Here is a 17,814-nt window from a genome sequence, read left to right on the forward strand (position 1 = left end):
GTCAGCCCTCCTCGGCCGCTTTGAGGCCGAGCACGACGTACTCGACGAGCCGCCCGACGGTGAGTTCGATGATCTCCTCGAACTCCATCCCGGCCAGGAACTCGGCGAAGTTGATCCGTTCGCCGTACCGCTCCTGGAGGAGCCCGGCCAGCGTCACGAGGTCGATGCTCTCCAGCTCCAGGTCCCGGTTGAAGGACGTCTCCATGCTGATCTCGGCGTCGTCGACGCCGTACTCGTCCTCCAGGAGGCGGGCGAGCATGCCGGACACGTCGGCGAGAACGGTTTCCTCGTTCATCGGGCCTCGTACTCCTCTTCGTTCGCGTGTCCCGTCGTCCAGGCCACGACGTACTCCCGCGCCGGCAGGCCCGGCGGGTTGGCGGCCGGTGCGCAGTGCACCGGGTAGGCGCGCTCCAGACGGCCCGAGACGGTCAGCAGATCGCCGTCCGGGGTGGCGTCCAGGACCGTGAACTCCCGTGGTCTGCCGCCGAGTCCGGTCCCCTCGGCCTTGGCGACCGCCTCCTTCGCCGCCCAGAACCGGGTGAACCACAGCGCGCGGGACCCCACCAGGCCGTCCAGCAGCCGGAGTTCGGCCGGAGCGAGGGCGACGGCCTCCGTCTCCGGGGTGCGTACGGTGACTTCCTCGATGTCGATGCCCGGCCCCGGTCCCGGCCGGCGCGGGCGGACGATCGCCGCGCCGGCCTCCGCGCAGTGCGCCAACGACACGTCCAGCGCGGGCAGTTCACGCCCGTGCACGCCCACGACGTACGGCCGTCCCAGGCCGTCGTTCTCCACGCGCAGCTCCGCCGGGAACACCGGGCCCTCGCCGTGCTCCCACAGCCACTTGCGCACCGCGTCCTTCACGGCGATCCGCCCCAGCAGCCACTGCCGCCGGCCGCGCGGCGCGTGCTCGGCGTAGCGCGAACGCTCCACACCGGCCAGGGAGTTGCGCATGATCAGGTCCCGCGAGGCGAGGTCCGGCCACCGCTCGTGCACCAACGTCCAGCCGCCGGGGCGGAGTTCGGAGAGCGTGTGGCGTTCCGGGAAGCGTTCCACGGGGCGGGTGCGCGGGTCGTTGTCGAAACGGCGGTCCTGCCAGCCGGTGATCTCCGCCCAGAGCGTGCCGTCGACGGTGAGCTCGACGTCCGCCTCAAGGACGGTGTCGGTGAGCGCTGTGATCCTTACCAGGCAGGCGACTTGGGTGCCGGGGGAGGGGTGAGGGCCGTGGAAGCGGATCTCCCGGACACCGACCGGGAAGACGACCGTGCGCTCGGTGCGGGTCGCCATGATCCAGTAGCCGAGGAGCTGGCCGACGTTGTCCAGGAGGGCGCCGGGGGCCGGTGGGGTGGTGATGACGCCTCGGACGTGGCGGTCGCCGATCGCGGTGAGTTCGGTGACGCCCTGGAACGCCGGGCCGTGGAACATCCAGCGTTCTTCGTAGAGTTGGGCCGCAGTGTGGTCGGGGGTGCGTTCCGGGGCGGTGGGTGCGCTGCGAGGGGCGGGGTGCGGGTAGGCGGGGGCCAGTTCCACGGTCGCGCGGGCGCGGGGGCCGAAGGAGACCGCCAGGCGGTTCGTGGACCGGGTGGTGACGGTCACCGGGACGTCCACGGCCGGTGTGGCGGTGAGCCATTCCTCGAAGCGGGCGTCGTGGACGGCCACCGGGAGGAGGCCGGGGCGGGCTCGGGCGGCCGTGTCCATGATGTGCTGGACGATCGTGGTGGCGGGGACCACCGGCCAACGGTCCGAGACGTCGGGCCAGTTGGGGCGTTGGGGGAAGAAGCAGTGGTCCAGGAGGTAGGGCATGGTGTCGGGGGAGACGCGGACCGTGGTGTGCTGCGGGGTGTGCCGAGGGGTGGATCTGGCCGTCATCAGGGCGGTCGCCGTGGCGGCCGTCTCCCTCAGCAGCGCGCTGAGTTCGGCGGCGATCGGCAGGTCGGCGGCGATGGCGTCCAGCGGGTCGGAGGCTGGGCGGTCGAAGGCACGGCGGTCGGAGACTGGGCGCAGGACCGGGCGGGCCTCGGGCGGGAGTGAAACGAGGGCGCCGCTCAAGTCCAGGCGTACGGGGGCGGGTCGGGGGCGCGCGGGATCTGCCGTGGGCCGGTCGGCCGGGCGGCCTGGGGATGGGGGTGCCGGGCGGCGTGGGGACGGGAGTGCCGGGCGGCGTGGGGACGGGAGCGCCGGGGCCACCTGCGCCCCTGCCGCCCACAACGCCGCTGCCACGCGTCGGAGTTGGGGAAGGCCGTCGCGATGCGGGGAGTTGGCCGCGACCGTGAGGTGGTCCTGGGTGCCGAGGGTGTCGTCCACGAGGGAGCCGAGGCGGCCGGGGCCGACCTGGACGAAGACGCGGTGACCGGCGTCGTACAGGGCCTGGGTCAACTGGCGGAAGCGGACGGGCTCCAGGAGGTGGCGGACGAACAACGCCCGTATCGCGTCCGGGTCGTCGGGGAAGGGGGAGGCTGTGGTGCCGGACCAGAGGGGGACCGTCGGCGGGTGCAGGCGGAAGCGGTTCGCGGCCTGCTCGATGGGGGCGAGGTGGGGGCGGAGCATCGGGGTGTGGAAGCCCGAACGGAACGGCAGGACCTGGCTGATGACACCTCGGGCACGGAAGGCGCGGACGAACTCCTCGACCGCCGCGTCCGGGCCGCACACCATGGACTGACTGGGCGCGTTGTCGTGCGAGAGGACGATGTCGCCGTGCCCCGACTCGCTGATCGCGTCCAGGACTTGTCCGGCCGGTGCGCCGATCGCTCCGAACGCCAGGCCCGGGACGGTCACCGAGGCGGGGTCGAACCCGGCCATGAACGCGTCGACTTCGGCCCCGTCGTACAGGCCCGACGCGACCATCGCCGTCCACTCGCCGACACTGTGTCCGGCGACCGCGTCGGGGACGATGCCGCTGCGGCGCAGGGCCGAGTCCAGGAGGCGGCTGACGGTCACCACGTCGAAGCCGTGCCGGCCGACGTCGTCGACCTGCTCGCCGGGGGCGGGGAGAGCGGGGAGGCCGAAGTGGGCGGCGATGTCGTCGACGTGCGGGGTGAAGTCGACTTCCAGGCCGGGGAACAGGAAGGCGGTCTTTCCGTTGTCCCCGCCGAGCAGGGGAGCCGGCCGGAACCACACGTCGCTGCGGCCGTTCCAGGGGCGGGACTTGGCGGCGGCGCGACGGGCCAGGGTGAGGCGTTTGGCGGTGGGGTCCACGATCGCGAGGCGGGCCGGGCCCGCCGTGGGGTGGGGCAGGGCGGGGTCGAGACCGGTGGCGCGGAGGGCGGCGTCGTCCGCGTCGAGGAGCGCGGCGAGGGCGGTGGGGGAATCGGCGGCGAGGAGGAGGATGCGCTCGCTTTCGACGACCTTGACCCGAGCGGCGGCCTTTACGCTCGGGACGGCCCTGACCGGAGCGCTGGCGACGGCCTTGACCGAGGTGGCAGCACCCTCTTCCGGGACGGCTCCGACCGCAACACCCTTGATGTGTCCGCGAGTCGGCGACTCCAGCACCACGTGCCCGTTGATCCCACCGAACCCGAACGCGTTCACCGCCGCCCGCCGTACCTCCTCCTCCCACGGCTCCGCCTTCTCCAGCGGCCTGAACCGGGTCCGCGCCAGCGCGGGATGCGGATCGTCGCAGTGCAGCGTCGGCAGCAGCACCCCGTGATGGACGGCCAGCGCGGCCTTCACCAGCCCGGCGACCCCGGCGGCCGGCATCGCGTGCCCGATCATCGACTTGACCGACCCGATGACCGCGCCCCCGTCGTCCAGAGGTCCGCCGAACACCTCGGCCAGCGTGGCGAGTTCGGCCCCGTCACCGGCGGGCGTCGCCGTGCCGTGCGCTTCGAGGAGCCCCAGCGAACCGGGCGCCGACGGGTCGAGACCGGCGGCCCGCCACGCCTGGCGTACGGCGCGTGCCTGTCCGCCGGGGTCGGGGTTGACGAGGCCCGACGCGCGCCCGTCGCTGGAGATGCCGGTGCCCCGGATCACGGCGTACACCCGGTCGCCGTCGCGTTCGGCGTCGGCCAGCCGCTTGAGGACGACGACGCCGGTGCCCTCGCCGATGAGGATGCCGTCCGCGTCGCGGTGGAAGGGGCGGATGCGCTCGCTGGGGGAGAGGGCGCGGAGTTGGGAGAAGACGCTCCACAACGTGATGTCGTGGCAGTGGTGGACACCCCCGGCCAGCATCACATCGCAGCGCCCGGACGCCAGTTCGCCCACCGCCTGGTCGACGGCGACCAGCGAGGACGCGCACGCCGCGTCCACGGTGTACGCCGGTCCGCGCAGGTCCAGGCGGCTCGCGACCCGTGACGCGGCGAGGTTCGGCACCAGCCCGATCGCGGCCTCCGGACTGTCGGGCCCGAGCCGCTCGGTGAACGCCTCGCGTACGCGGTCGAGTTGACCGGCGGACAGGTCGGGCAGCAACTCGCCGAGTGTGCGCACGAGTTGGCCGGCCGTCCGGACCCGCTGGTCGAGCCGGACCAGCCCGGGAGTGAGGTAACCGCCCCGGCCCAGTACGACGCCGACCCGCTGCCGGTCGGGCAGTCGAGCGGCCCCGCCCGCGTCGTCCAGCGCGGCGGCGGCCACGTGCAGCGCGATGAGCTGGTCCGGTTCGGTGCCGGCGACCGACGCCGGCATGATCCCGAACCGGGTCACCTCCACCTCGGCGAGCCCGTCCACGAACCCGCCGCGCCGGCAGTACACCCGGTCCGCGACGGCCGGTTCGGCGGCGGTGCCGGGACGGTAGTAGTCGGCGTCCCAGCGGTCGGCGGGCACCTCGCCGATCGCGTCGACGCCGTCGCGGAGGTTGCGCCAGTAGGTGTCGAGGTCGGGGGCGCCGGGGAACAGCACGGACATTCCCACGATGGCGACCGGGACCTGACGGCCGACGGCGCCCTCGGCCGGACGGCCGCCCTGAGCCTGACGGCCGGTCCAGGCTTGACGGTCAGTCGGATCGGCGGCGTCTTCGGGGCCTTTGAGATCCACCCCGTCACCAGCCCGACGCCGTGTGCACGACCGCCGTCAGCGACGGATCGCCCCACGCCAACTCCCGCAGCAGCGCCGCCGTTCCCTCCTCCGGATCGATCAGCGCGACGCCGCGCCGCGCGTACTCCCGCGCCAACTCCGGCCCCACCATGCCCCCGTGGGCGGCATCGGGCGCCCACGGCCCCCAGTGCACGGTCAACGCCCGCAGCCCCGTACGCGCCGCCCACGCCGAACCCAGCGCCTCCAGCGCGTCGTTGGCAGCCGCGTAGTCGACCTGCCCGCGATTGCCCAGCACCGCCGAGATGCTCCCGAACAGCACCGTGAACCCCGGCCCGCCCGGCAGCTCCTCCAGCGCCGTCAGCAGCGCGTGCGCGCCCAGCGCCTTCGTCGCGTACACCCGCCGGAACGACTCCGGACTCTTCTCGGCGATCAGCCGGTCCTCGATCACCCCGGCCGCGTACACCGCACCGTCCAGCCGCCCGTGCTCGGCGTGGATCTCCTTCACCGCCTGCAACACGGCCTCGGACTCCCGGAAATCGACACTCCGGTACCGAACGGCACTGCCCAGAGCGGTCAGTTCGGCCAGCGTCCCCCGGATCTCCCGCTGCGCGAGCAGGAGTTCGGCCTCCCGGTTGACCTCCGCGAGACTCCCGCCCCGCGCGGCCAGGACGGCCCGCAGCTCGGCCGGGGTGCGCGCGACGGCCGTCGCCCGCTCCTCCGGACCGTCCGGTACAGGCGTACGGCCCAGCAGTTCGAGCCGGCACCGCGAGGCCCGCGCCAACGCCACGGCGCACTGCGCGGCGATCCCTCGCGCCCCGCCCGCCAGCAGCACGACGGCGTCCCGGTCGAGCCCCAGCGCGGCGGCCTCCGCGACCCCGTCCCCGGCGGGACCGGCCCCGGTGCTCCCGAGCGCCCCGAGCGGCGCCTCGGCCAGCTCGAACCCGTGCCGCCCAACTGCCCTCCACACCACGGCGGGTGACGCGTCGTCGGCCAGGATCTCGCCGATCACGGTGTCCGCCACGTCCTCGTCGACGTCCACCACCCGCGCCACCGTCCCCGGGAACTCCCGCGCCACGCTCCGGAACAGCCCGCGCAGCCCCACCGCGTCCCCGTCCACCGGCCGCACCGCCAAGAGCCACTTGGGCTCCCGGGCCAGCGCCGCCTTCAGCACCGCGAAGGCGTCCGGCAACACCGGCACACCGTCGGCCGCCCCCAGATAGATCACTCCGTCCACCGGGCCGTCGGCCTCGGTGAGGAGGTGTTCCATGTCCCGGACGGTGACCTCGGCGCCGTGCGCTGTCAGCCGGTCGGCGATGTCGGAGCCTTCGTCGCCGAGCAACACCCAATGGGTGCCCGCGAGTCGGGACGGCGGATGGTTGCCGGTGTCGAGCAGGACAGGGCGGAGGACGAGCCGTTTGGGTGCCTGGCCCGTCACCGGTTCCGCTGTCCGCGCGGGTTCCTCGCCGGCCACCGGTCCCGACAGCCGCGAGGTGAGCCAGTCGGTCACGGCGGCGGCCGTACGCGCCTTCGTCAGCTCCTCCAACTCGTCGTCCGCCAGGGCCGCGAGGTCGGTCGAGCCGCCGAGCCGACGGGCCAGTTCGCCCGCGATCTCGGCCCGTTTGATGGAGTCGATGCTGAGGTCGGCCTCCAGATCGAGGTCGGGCTCGATCATGTCGACGGGGTAGCCGGTGCGTTCGCTGATGATGTCGAGGACGACCTGGCCGACGTCCACGGCCTCCGGGGCCGGAGCCGGGGCGTTGACGGGGGCTGCCTCAACAGGTCTCTGCGGTACGGGAGTCGCCTCCAGGACCGGCATGGGTGGAGCCGCCGGTCTCTCCACCGCCCCCGTTCCGGCCCCTGCCCCGAAGTACGTGAGCAGCACGTCCCGTTGGGCCGCGATCATCTCCCGGCTGGTCCGCAGGAACTCCGCGATGAGGGCGTCCTGACCCTGATGGGGGTTCGTCGTCACGTTCGCCTCCGAGGAATCCAGGGACAGGGGGGAAGTCGTCTGTGCCACACGCCGGGCCGGTGTCAGTCCACCGGTCACCGGTTCGCCGTCGGCGGTCCGTACGAGCTGTCCGTCGACCGTCCAACCGGGCTGCTTCGGCGCCGGTGTGCGCACCGCGTCCACCGCTCCGCGTCCTCGCAGCAGCCACCCGGCCCGCACCGCCACCCCGGCGAGGGCGAGTTGAGCGAGCGCGTCGAGCCAGCCCCGCAATCCGCTGCCGGGGCGCGGCTCGCAGGCGACCGTCCGGTGTGGACGCTCTCCGAGCACCTGCCCGACCAGCCGCGTCAGCACCGACCCCGGCCCGGCCTCGACGAAGACGCGCGCGCCGGCCTCGTACATGGCCTCGATCTGGTCGGCGAAACGGACGGGGGAGCCGATCTGGGCGGCCAGTTCGGCGCGGGCCGCGTCGGGGCCGTCGCCGTAGGGGGCTGCCGTGCGGTTGGCCCAGACCGGGAACTCCGGGGCGTGGAAGGCGTGTTGGGCGAGGGCCGTGGCGAACCGGGGACCCGCGTCGGCGACGACGGGGCTGTGGAAGGCGCAGGCGACCGGGATACGGCGTGCGGTGAGCCCGGCCTCGCGCAGCAGCCGTACGGCTTCGGCGACCGCCTCCGTGGGGCCCGAAATCACTGTCTGGTCCGGCGAGTTGAGGTTGGCGAGCACCACGTCGCCCGCCTCGCCGAGGACGTGGGCGACCGTCGCCGCGTCGGACGACACCGCCGCCATCGTGCCCGGGTCGTCCCCGGCGGCGGCCAGGATCGCCGACGCCCGCTCCCCGCTCAACTCCAGCAGCGTTTCGGGGGAGATGACCCCGGCGGCGGAGAGGGCGACCAGTTCGCCGTAGCTGTGTCCGGCCGCCATATCGGGGTGGACCCCGGCGGCCGTGAGGAACGCGTACGCCGCCAACCCGGCGATGCCCAGGGCGGGTTGGGCGACGCGGGTGTCGGTCAGGGCGGCTTTCTGGCGGTCGCGGGTGGCGTCGTCGAAGGCGGCGGGCGGGTACATCGTCGGGGCGTGGGCTCTGCCCAGGTCCAGGTAGTGCCGGAGGCCGGGGAAGGCGATGAAGAGGTCGGCGAGCATGCCGGGGCGCTGGCTGCCCTGACCGGGGAAGAGGAAGGCGACCTTGCTGTCCGCCTCCGGCGAGGGCGCCGTGCCTGCGTCCGCCCCTGACGGGTGCACCTCCTCCAGCGCCTCCCGCAGCCCCCGCACCAACTCCCCCACGTCCGACGCCACCACCGCGAACCGCACCGGCTCCTCGCTCGCGTCCGCCCGCCGCGCCGCACTCAGCGCCAGATCCCGAAGCCGCCACGGCCCCTCGGCGGCCTTCAGCAGCTCCTCCACCCCCCGCCGCGCGGACGCCACATCCCGCCCCCGGAACAGGAACAGCTCGGCGGGCCACTCCGCGGCCCCCCGCACCCCCTCGTCATGAGCGGCGAGCACCACATGGAAGTTGGTCCCGCCGAACCCGAACGCGCTGACCCCGCCGATCCGTTGGCTCGCCGGACCGTCCCAGGGCCGGGCCTCGGACGAGAGCGCGAAGGGGCTCTCCCCTTCCTTCCAGGCCGAGTTGGGGGCCCGCACGTGCAGGGTCGGCGGCCGGACCCCCGTGTACAGCGCCAGCGCCGTCTTGATCAGCCCCGCCAGCCCGGCCGCGCACTTCGTGTGCCCGATCTGCGACTTGACCGACCCGAGCACACAACGTCCCGGCTCGGCGCCCGCGTTGCCGAACACCTCGGTGAGGATGGACAGTTCGGTCCGGTCCCCGACGACCGTCCCCGTACCGTGCGCCTCCACGATCCCGACCTCGGCCGGTGACACCCCCGCATTGCGGTACGCCCGTTCCAGCGCGGCCCGTTGACCCTCGGGCCGGGGTGCGGTCAGGCCCAGGGAGCGGCCGTCGCTGGAGGAGCCGAGTCCCTTGACGACGCCGTAGATCCGGTCCCCGTCGCGCTCGGCGTCGGCGAGGCGCTTGAGCACGACGCAGGCGACGCCCTCACCGAGCGCGATGCCGTCGGCGGTGGAGTCGAAGGCGCGGGAGCGGCCGGTGGGGGAGAGGGCGTGGACGGAGGAGAACAGGGCGAAGTCGTTGATGCCGTTGTGCAGGTCGGCGCCGCCGCACAGGACGACGTCGCTCGTCCCGGACAGCAGCTCCTTGCAGGCGACGTCCACCGCCGCCAGCGAGGACGCGCAGGCCGCGTCCACCGTGTAGTTGGCGCCGCCGAGGTCGAGGCGGTTGGCGATGCGGCCCGAGATGACGTTGGCGAGCATGCCGGGGAACGAGTCCTCGGTGAGGCGCGGGAGCTGGCCGTCCAGCGCCTGCGGGACCTCGCCGTAGTACGAGGGCAGGACGGAGCGTACGGTCGCCGCGTTCGAGAGGTCGCTGCCCGCCTCCGCGCCGAACACCACCGAGGTGCGCGAGCGGTCGAACTCCCGCCCCCCGTCGCCGTATCCGGCGTCGTCGAGCGCGCGCCGGGCGGCCTCCAGGGACAGCAGCTGGACCGGCTCGACGCTGCCGAGGGAGGTCGGCGGGATGCCGTACCGCAGCGGGTCGAAGGGGATGCGCGGCAGGAAACCGCCCCACTTGGAGTCGGTGGACGTGCCGTGGTGGACGGCGGGATCCCAGCGCTCCGGGGGGACTTCGGTGACCGCGTCGACGCCCGCGACGACGTTCGCCCAGAAGGAGGGGAGGTCGGGAGACCCGGCGAACATGCAGGCCATGCCGACGATCGCGACGTCCAGCGGCGCCGGTGCCTGCGGCTCGACCGCCGGGCGCGGCGAGACGCGTTCGGCGAGGAAGGCCATCGCGCCGGTCGTCACCGAGGCGTGCAGCGCGGCGATCGTCGTCGTACGGGAGCGCAGCACGGCCACCTCCCCGGCCATGAACATCCCCTCGGCGAGCTGCCGTTGCTCGTCCACGGACGCCAGCGCCCCGTCCTCGTCGCGCTCGACCCCCTTGCTGGCGATGCGCAGCCGGCCCACGTTCAGCCGCTCCAGCCGCTCCCACACCTCCCGCTCGGGCAGGCCCTCCGCCCGCAGCCGGGCCGCCTCCTCGCGGTAGCCGTCCGCGAACGGACTCGGCACGCACCGGGTGGCGTGACCCGGCGCCGACTCCAGCAGCGTCGTCGCCCCGGCGTCCAACACCCGTTCCTGGAAGAGGGGTTGGATGGCGCCCTGCCCGACGGCCTCCTCCGTGAAGAGGTACGCCGTCCCCATCAGGACGCCGACCGCAGCGCCCCGCGCGCTCAACGGGCCCGCGAGCGCCGTGACCATCGCCGCCGACCGCTCGTCGTGCACCCCGCCCGCGAAGAACACCTCCACGTCCGAGACGTCCCCGAAGTCCTCCAGGACCGCCAACTGGGCTTCCCACAAAGGGAACGCGGCGCGCGGACCGACGTGACCGCCGCACTCCGCGCCCTCGAACACGAACCGCCGGGCGCCCGCGTCGAGGAACTGCCGCAGCAGCTTCGGCGACGGCACGTGCAGGAACGTCCGGATGCCCGCCTCCTCCAACGCCCGTGCCTGGGACGGCCGTCCGCCCGCGATGATCGCGTGGGTCGGCCGGGACAGCCGTACCGCCTCCAGCTGGGCGGCGCGCAACTCCTCCGGCGCGAAGCCCAACACGCCTACGCCCCAGGGGTGTTCGCCCACCGCGTCCCGGGCCTGCGCGAGCATCGCCCGCGACCGCTCGCCGTTCGCCAGAGCCAGCGCGATGAACGGCAGTGCCCCTTCCTCGGCCACGGCCGCCGCGAACGCCGCCCGGTCGCTCACCCGCGTCATCGGCCCCTGGGCGACGGGGAGTTGAGTGCCCAGCGCCCGGCTCATCGCCGAATCCGGACCCAGCGTCCGCACGAGGCTGGCGTCGCGCAGGGCCGAGCCCACCGCGCCGCTCAACTCCCGTACCGTGCCGCGTACATCGCCCCACCGGTCGGCGAACCGGGCGGCGAGGAAGCCGTCCTGGCCCACCGGGAGCCGTACACCCCGGCGTTCCACGGCCCGGACGCCGTCCGTGACGGTCGACTCGGAGCCGTCCAACGTCCGGACGAGCGCGGCGAGTTGGTCGGGGAGCGACGATTCGGCCAGCAGCGCGAGCTGGGAGTCCAGGACGACCCCGGCCGCGCCGCCGGCGACCGCCGCCGCGGCCGTACGCGGTCCGATTCCGCCACCGGCCCACACCGGTACGTCGACCTCGGACAGGAGCTGCTGGAGGAGCACGAACGTGCTCAACTCGCCTACGGGGCCGCCGGATTCGGAGCCGCGTGCGATCAGGCCGTGGGCGCCGCGGGCGATGGCCGCGCGTGCCTGTGCGAGGTCGGTCACCTCGGCGAGGACCCGGTGGCGGCTCGAAGCCTCCCAACTGCGCTGAGCGGCAAGGACGATGGTCAGCTCACGGTCCGGCAGGTCCGCCGGGGTCAGCCGGCAGTGCGGACCCACCCGTACCCCGACCGGCGCCCGCCGTACCCGTTCCAGGGCCTCGCGTGCCGTGCGGTCGCCGTCGCCGAGGTCGAGGACGCCGAGGGCGCCGGACCGGGAGAGGGCGAGGGCGAGTAAGGCGTCGGGCCTGCCGAAGGGAGTGATGCCGATGATCATGTCCTCGGGGCGCACAGCGGGCGTCATGTCTCTCCAGAATCAACGCTTCGAGGAGGAAACTGCACAGTGGGGGGTGCGGGGACAGCAGCGGAAAACGGCAGGGTCGGACAACGGCTTCCCCGGCCATGCCATTTGGGCAGGGCTCGCCGGGGAAACGCCGGTCCGTCTTTCGGCGCGAGTGCGTGAAACGCTGGAAAGGTAGTGCGGTTATTACTCGCGGGTCAATAACCGCGCCGCCCCCTGATCGGCCGTCGAACCGATTCGGTCAGACGCAGGTCAGGGGGCAGCAGGGCGGAAAATGGACCAATCGTGGTGCGGGCGGGCGCCGTTCACGCCGGGCTCACGCCGCCGAAACACGGATGGTGGCGGGAAATGCGCTCGGATGGCCGCGCATGTCCGAAACGGCCCCCGGAATCAGGGCCGTTGATGACCGTCGCGGAAATTCCGTGTGGCGATCTCGGTGTGACCAGGAAAGGATCAGGCGGTCTTGCGGACCCCGTCGAGCGCGATCGACAGGACGCGCTCGCGCTGCGCGTCACTCGGGAAGTGGGTGGCGGTGACCCCCGCGACCAGCCGCAGCAGGTCCCCGAACTCCATGTCGCCGCGGGCCTCGCCGGCCTCCTGGGCGCGGAGGAACAGCGGGCCGCCCGACGCGTAGAGCGACTCGCGGCAGGCGTCGAAGATCTCGGACTCGTTCTCCAGCGCCTCGCGCACCGCGCGCTTGGTGACCATGTACGCGGTGAAGGCTTCCAGCCAGGTGACGACCGCGGGCCACGGCGGGAGGCCGGCGACCTCCTCGGCCGTCTCGCACAGGGCGTTGACCTCGTTCGCGTAGACGCTCTCGAACAGGGCGCGGCGGGTGGGGAAGTTGCGGTAGAGCGTGCCGATGCCGACGCCCGCGCGGCGCGCGATGTCCTCCAGGGACGCTTCGGAGCCGTTCTCCGCGAACGCCTCGCGCGCGGCGGCGAGCAGGGCGTCGTAGTTGCGGGCCGCGTCCTTACGGTGCGGGCGCTGGGCGGCGACGATCTCGGCGATGGGGTACGAGTGGGCGGTCACGGTGGCCTCCCGGGGCCGGTTCGGCGAAAGCGGAGGTTCATCTCCGGAACGCCTTGAAGCGGAGGGTTCCCTCCAGTAGAGTGGAGGCGTACCTCCACTTTACCAGTGGGCGGCCCGCCTTCCCCGCGCGGCCCCGCGGCGCTTCGCCGACCGCGGGTGCGGACCGCCCCCCTCTCCCGAGAGGTCCTCCATGCCTCGCACGTCCTCCCGTCTCACCTTCGCGGTCCTCGCGACAGGCGCGGGTGTGTTCGCCATGCTCCAGTCGCTCATCGCGCCCGCCCTGCCGACCGTGCAGCACGCCCTGCACACCTCGCAGTCGACGGTGACATGGGTGATGACCGCGTACCTGCTCTCCGCGTCCGTGTTCACCCCGATCCTCGGCCGCGTCGGCGACCTGATCGGCCGCAAGCGCACGCTCGTCGCCGTCCTGGCCGCCGTCCTCGTGGGCTGTCTGCTCGCCGCGCTCGCCCCCACCATCGGCGTCCTCATCGTCGCCCGCGTCATTCAGGGCATCGGCGGCGCGCTCTTCCCGCTCTCCTTCGGCATCATCCGCGACGAGTTCGCCGCCAAGGACGTGCCCGGGCGCATCAGCACCCTGTCCGCCGTCATCGCCGCGGGCGGCGGCGTCGGCATGGTCGCCGCCGGGCCGATCGTCTCCGCGCTCGACTACCGCTGGCTGTTCTGGATACCGGTCGCGATCGTCGCGGGGGCCGGGCTGATCGCCGTGCGGTACGTCCCCGAATCACCCGACAGGGCCTCGGGCACGGTCAGTTGGCTCGGCGCCGTCCTGCTGTCCGGCTGGCTCGTCGCCCTCCTGCTGCCGCTCAGCCAGGCGGGTACGTGGGGCTGGGGCTCGGCCCGCGTCCTCGGACTCCTCGGCCTCGCCGCCGTCCTCGCCGCCGCCTGGCTGTACGCCGAGTCCCGCGCCGCGAGCCCCCTCATCGACCTGAAGATCATGCGGCTGCCCGCCGTGTGGACGACCAACCTCGCCGCCCTGCTGTTCGGCGCGGGCATGTACGCGATCTGGTCCTTCCTGCCCGGCTTCGTCCAGACGCCGTCCAGCGCCGGGTACGGCTTCGGCGCCAGCGTCACCGCGTCCGGCCTCCTGATGCTGCCGATGCTCCTCGCGATGTTCGTCTCCGGCCTGCTCAGCGGACGCCTCGCGCCGCGCGTCGGCTCCAAGGCCCTCCTCGTCACCGGCGCCGGACTCGGCGCCCTCGCCCTCGGCTTCCTCACGCTCTGGCACGACACGCAGTGGCAAGTCGCCCTCGTCGCAGGCGTGTTCGGCCTCGGTATCGGGCTCGCGTTCGCGTCCATGGCGAACATCGTCGTGGCCAGCGTGCCGCCGGCGCAGACCGGGGCGGCGACCGGGATGAACGCCAACATCCGTACGATCGGCGGCTCGATCGGCGCGGCGGTCACGAGCGTCCTGGTGACCGGCCGCCTCCAGCCGTCCGGGCTCCCGTACGGCAGCGGCTACACCCACGGTTTCACCCTGCTCGCCCTGCTCTGCCTCGCGGCGGCCCTCGCGGCGCTCCTGGTCCCGACGGCCCGCTCGTCCCGCCCCTCGCCGCACTCCGCTCCGGCGAAGGCACCCGCTCCCGTGCGGTAAGGTTTACCTGCGTGTTCACACGGTCACCGACCGCGCGAACCGCACCGGGACGTGGCGCAGCTTGGTAGCGCACTTGACTGGGGGTCAAGGGGTCGCAGGTTCAAATCCTGTCGTCCCGACGGTGATGGCCGGAGGCCGTGTCAGAGAGATCTGGCGCGGCCTCCGTGCGTTCTGGGGGCGATTCGGGGGCCAGAAGGGCGAGCGGGCGGCGTGCACGGCCATTCCGGTGAGGAGGCCGGCGGGCTAAAATCGGCCGACGCACAGGGGCGGGCTGATGCGGGGGGCGGTCCTGCATGCGGATCATCAGCTGGAATCTTCTCGACGGCGGCAAGGGAAACGGCAGCCACAAGCGGCTGAACCGGGCGGTCGACATCGTGCACGCCTCCGCACCCGACCTCGTCTTCTTCCAGGAAGCGCGCGACTTCGACGCACACGGCTGCCGCCTGCTCGACGACGTAGGGGGCCGGCTGCGGTTGTCCGGGTTCCTGTCCCTGTCGGACAGCGGATACCACGTCGCCGCATTCGTACGACGGGATCTCGCCGTGACCTGCACCCGCTTCAGCCGTCCGGATTTCTTCCACGCGCTGATCGGTCTGCGCGTCGCGCTCCCGGACGGAGGCGTCCTCCACGCCCTGGGCGCGCACTGGTGTCCGGACTCCCCGGACGTCCGCCTGACCGAAGCGGTCAATCTGCTGAAGCTCGTCCGCGACGATGAGCCGACCCTGGTCGTCGGCGACCTGAACTCCCCGGACCCGCACGGCGATCACACGGCGGCGATGGCAGCGATGCGGCCCGAGGACCGTGCGCGCTACTGCGCGCCGGACGGCGGCGCGACCGCGGACACCCGCGCTCTTCGCCGACTGGAATCCGCCGGACTGGTGGACGTGGGGCGGCTGCACGGCTCGACCGGTCACACCCTGCCGACCGCGTTACCCGTGCCGGGGGCGGCTTTCTCCCCGCTACGGCTCGACTACTTCTACGCGACAGCCCAGTTGGCGGCCACGACCACGGACTACCGCGTCCTCAGGAACGCGGAGACCGACCGGATCTCCGACCACTACCCCATCGTGGTGGACCTGGACGTCACCCGGCTCGGTCCGGCCACGGCCGAGCCGTCATGACCGGCGTTCCGGAGCCTTCGAGACTGGAGAGCCGGAAAGTCCGGCGCCTGCTGCTCTGCTGCCTGGTCCTGCCTCCCGTCGCTTCGGTGGTCGCCTCGGCGATCGGGGCCCTGGACCTGACCGCGAGCCTGGCGATCATGGTCGGCGCCGACCTGACCCTCCTCACCATCCTGGTGGAGATCACACTCCAGGGCAGGGCCGCGCAACGCGCCGAGGTCAAGGCGTTCAGGAACGACGACGAAGCCGTGCCGTACCTGATCGCCCATGTCGTCCAGGAGCGCCCCCGCACGGTCGACCTGCTGGAGTACAGCGCGTTCGGAGCGCTGCCCCTGCTCGCGAAACTCGGTGAGGAGGGGTGCACGAGGCAGGTACGGCTGCTCGTCGCCCACCCGTCCGCCGCGATCAGCGACTACCAGCGGGACTACCGCCTCGCGGAGGGCCTGCGCGCGCTCGCGTACCGCATCCCGGCGGACCGCGCACGGAGCATCGGGCTCCAGATCAAGTGCTACTCGGAGACCGCTTCCCTGCGGGGGAGGCTCCTGGGCAAGGAGGTTCTGGCGGTCGGCTGGTACTCCTACGACGACCGCGGACTCGCCGACCCCGGGGGCCGGCCGCTGTCCGGCGGGTCCAACTCGCTCGTCGGCACCACCGTGCACAGCGCCGAGGGCCGGCACCTGATGAACCTCTACCAGCGCGTGTTCGAGAACCTGTGGCGGGACGCGGCCGAGCCCGACCAGGCGTGGGAGCCGTACCGCGGTGTGCTGCCGCACCTGCCCAGCGCGGAGTGGCTGACCGTGGTGCGGTCACATGCCTGACCCCTCCCGCACGGCGCCGGGCCGTCTGATCGCCGAGGGATGCGAAGCGCGGGTGTTCGGTCTCGACGAGGGGCGTGTCTTCCGGGTGAGCTGTCGTGGGTACGGCAGCGACGAGCGGACCTTCCGGGCCCATGCCGCGGCGTGGGAACACGGTGCCCCCGTCCCGCGTCCCTACGGACCGGCCCGCATCGGCGGGCTGCCGGGGCTGGTGATGGAACGTCTGGACCCCTCCCCTCTGCTGCACAGTCTGAGCAGGGCTCCGTGGACCGTGGTCACGGCCGGCCGCGTCCTGGGCGGCGTCCACGCGGCCCTGCACGGCGTGGCGGCACCCGCGTCGCTGCCCACGATGCACGACGTGCTGATGTCGCGCATCGCCCGCCGGGACCTGCCCCGCCACCGTCTGGAGCGGCTGGTGCGGAACCTTCCCACCGGGAGCCGGCTCCTGCACGGGGACTTCAACCCGGCCAACCTGCTGAGACGTCCCGCCACCGGGGCGTGGCTGACCGTCGACTGGTCCGGCGCCGCGCGCGGTTGCCCGGCCGCCGACGTCGCGCTCACCCTCGTCACCATCGCCCGTGGCGCGGCGCCGGCGGCGGCTCCGCGGTGGGCACGCGCGGCGGCGCCGGTGGGGCGACGGCTGTTGTCCCGTGCCTACCTCGACGGCTACCGGGCCCGGTGTCCTCTCGATCTGGACGCTGTACGGCAGTGGGCGGTGGTGTGGCGGTTGCTGCGGTGAGCGACGCCGGAAGACAGGGGCAGGAGGGGCACATGCACTCCGGGCAGGTCTGCCGTGAGTCCGGCGGCGCCGGTGGGGCGTTGGCGCGTCTCGCGCGGCTCGTTCCGGACCATGTGGCGTCGGGTCTCACCGGTCCGTGGTTCGGCGGCACGCGCAGGGCCGCCCTGGGCCGGTGGCTGCTGGGGCCGCTGCGCCGCCGGGACGTGGTCATTCCCTTCGGGGCCTGCGCGGGAATCCCGTTCAACGCCGGGGGTTCCGCCCCGAGTTTCGCCCTGGGGATCAGCGAACCCCATGTCCAGGCCGCGCTGCGTGATCTGCTCGGGCCGGGTGACGTGTTCTACGACATCGGCGCCAACGTCGGCTTCTACACGGCGCTCGGGGCGCGCCGCGTCGGCCCCGAGGGGCACGTCTACTCCTTCGAACCGCTCCCGGAGAACGTGGCGGCGCTGCGGCGCAACGTCGGCTTCTCCCGTTGGCCGAACGTGTCGGTGCTGGAATGCGCCCTCGCCGACCGGTCCGGACCGGCGATGCTCACACCGGCGGGGGAGCCCTTCTGGGCGCGGCTGAGTACGCTGCCCCCGCCGCCCGGGGCGCGCGCCGCGATCCCCGTCAGCTGCCGGTCCGTCGACGAGCTCGTCCAAGGCGGACAGATCGCCCTGCCGCACGTCGTGAAGATCGACGTGGAGGGCGCGGAGCTCGGGGTGCTGCGGGGCATGGTCGGCACGCTGCGTGCGGCCCGGCCCGTCATCGTGTGTGAGACGCACGGGACCGGGGAGGAGACGCGCGCCTTCCTCTCGGCGGCGGGCTACACCGTGGAGCCACTGCGGTACGGGTCCCGTTCCCGGCGCGGTGCGTCCCGCCATGTCCTCGCCGTCGCGGCCTCGGCGCTGAGGCCGTAGAGAGGGCCGGCCGGGCCGCGG

The 17,814-nt window shown here is 73.3% G+C and carries 9 protein-coding genes and 1 tRNA gene; 6 read left to right on the forward strand and 4 right to left on the reverse strand.

Annotated elements, in window-relative coordinates:
• Window position 1: 1 nt before the first annotated feature.
• The 4 genes from ACQCO7_RS36565 to ACQCO7_RS36580 form a co-directional block, all read right to left on the reverse strand.
• Window positions 2-295 (reverse strand): acyl carrier protein, encoded by a 294-nt coding sequence (locus tag ACQCO7_RS36565; protein ID WP_409118616.1) that lies wholly within the window; start codon window positions 293-295, stop codon window positions 2-4.
• Window positions 292-4,839, reverse strand: a complete 4,548-nt coding sequence (locus ACQCO7_RS36570) for a beta-ketoacyl synthase N-terminal-like domain-containing protein (RefSeq protein WP_464077378.1) — start codon at window positions 4,837-4,839, stop codon at window positions 292-294. Before ACQCO7_RS36570 ends, ACQCO7_RS36565 begins: the two co-directional genes overlap by 4 nt.
• Before the next feature lie 127 nt (window positions 4,840-4,966).
• Entirely contained in the window at window positions 4,967-11,581 is a 6,615-nt protein-coding gene (locus ACQCO7_RS36575) for an SDR family oxidoreductase (protein ID WP_464075828.1), read from the reverse strand.
• Window positions 11,582-12,031: 450 nt separating this feature from the next.
• Window positions 12,032-12,610 (reverse strand): TetR/AcrR family transcriptional regulator, encoded by a 579-nt coding sequence (locus tag ACQCO7_RS36580; protein ID WP_464075829.1) that lies wholly within the window; start codon window positions 12,608-12,610, stop codon window positions 12,032-12,034.
• A 190-nt stretch (window positions 12,611-12,800) separates the two neighbouring features.
• Here ACQCO7_RS36580 and ACQCO7_RS36585 point away from each other — a divergent pair, with 190 nt between their 5' ends.
• The 6 genes from ACQCO7_RS36585 (at window position 12,801) to ACQCO7_RS36610 (ending at window position 17,793) form a co-directional block, all read left to right on the forward strand.
• Window positions 12,801-14,222: an MFS transporter gene (locus tag ACQCO7_RS36585; RefSeq protein WP_464075830.1), complete on the forward strand. Its 1,422-nt coding sequence runs from the start codon at window positions 12,801-12,803 to the stop codon at window positions 14,220-14,222.
• 45 nt (window positions 14,223-14,267) lie between these two features.
• A tRNA-Pro gene (locus ACQCO7_RS36590) sits at window positions 14,268-14,341 on the forward strand.
• Between the two features lie 174 nt (window positions 14,342-14,515).
• A complete protein-coding gene (locus ACQCO7_RS36595) occupies window positions 14,516-15,343 on the forward strand; it encodes an endonuclease/exonuclease/phosphatase family protein (protein ID WP_464075831.1) in 828 nt (275 codons plus the stop codon).
• Entirely contained in the window at window positions 15,340-16,158 is an 819-nt protein-coding gene (locus tag ACQCO7_RS36600; RefSeq protein ID WP_464075832.1) for a hypothetical protein, read from the forward strand. The genes ACQCO7_RS36595 and ACQCO7_RS36600 overlap by 4 nt, the downstream gene beginning before the upstream one ends.
• Entirely contained in the window at window positions 16,151-16,894 is a 744-nt protein-coding gene (locus tag ACQCO7_RS36605) for a phosphotransferase family protein (protein ID WP_464075833.1), read from the forward strand. Before ACQCO7_RS36600 ends, ACQCO7_RS36605 begins: the two co-directional genes overlap by 8 nt.
• Window positions 16,895-16,926: 32 nt before the next feature.
• On the forward strand, window positions 16,927-17,793 hold the full coding sequence (locus ACQCO7_RS36610; RefSeq protein WP_464075834.1) for an FkbM family methyltransferase: 867 nt from the start codon (window positions 16,927-16,929) through the stop codon (window positions 17,791-17,793).
• The last annotated feature ends 21 nt before the right edge of the window (window positions 17,794-17,814 follow it).

The sequence above is a fragment of the Streptomyces saintjeani genome, from assembly GCF_055409605.1.

Excerpts from the sequence above, each read along its gene's own strand:
- ACQCO7_RS36565 (WP_409118616.1), bottom strand. The coding sequence starts at position 295 with ATGAACGAGGAAACCGTTCTCGCCGACGTGTCCGGCATGCTCGCCCGC.
- ACQCO7_RS36575 (WP_464075828.1), bottom strand. The coding sequence starts at position 11,581 with ATGACGCCCGCTGTGCGCCCCGAGGACATGATCATCGGCATCACTCCC.
- ACQCO7_RS36585 (WP_464075830.1), top strand. The coding sequence starts at position 12,801 with ATGCCTCGCACGTCCTCCCGTCTCACCTTCGCGGTCCTCGCGACAGGC.
- ACQCO7_RS36595 (WP_464075831.1), top strand. The coding sequence starts at position 14,516 with ATGCGGATCATCAGCTGGAATCTTCTCGACGGCGGCAAGGGAAACGGC.
- ACQCO7_RS36600 (WP_464075832.1), top strand. The coding sequence starts at position 15,340 with ATGACCGGCGTTCCGGAGCCTTCGAGACTGGAGAGCCGGAAAGTCCGG.
- ACQCO7_RS36605 (WP_464075833.1), top strand. The coding sequence starts at position 16,151 with ATGCCTGACCCCTCCCGCACGGCGCCGGGCCGTCTGATCGCCGAGGGA.
- ACQCO7_RS36610 (WP_464075834.1), top strand. The coding sequence starts at position 16,927 with ATGCACTCCGGGCAGGTCTGCCGTGAGTCCGGCGGCGCCGGTGGGGCG.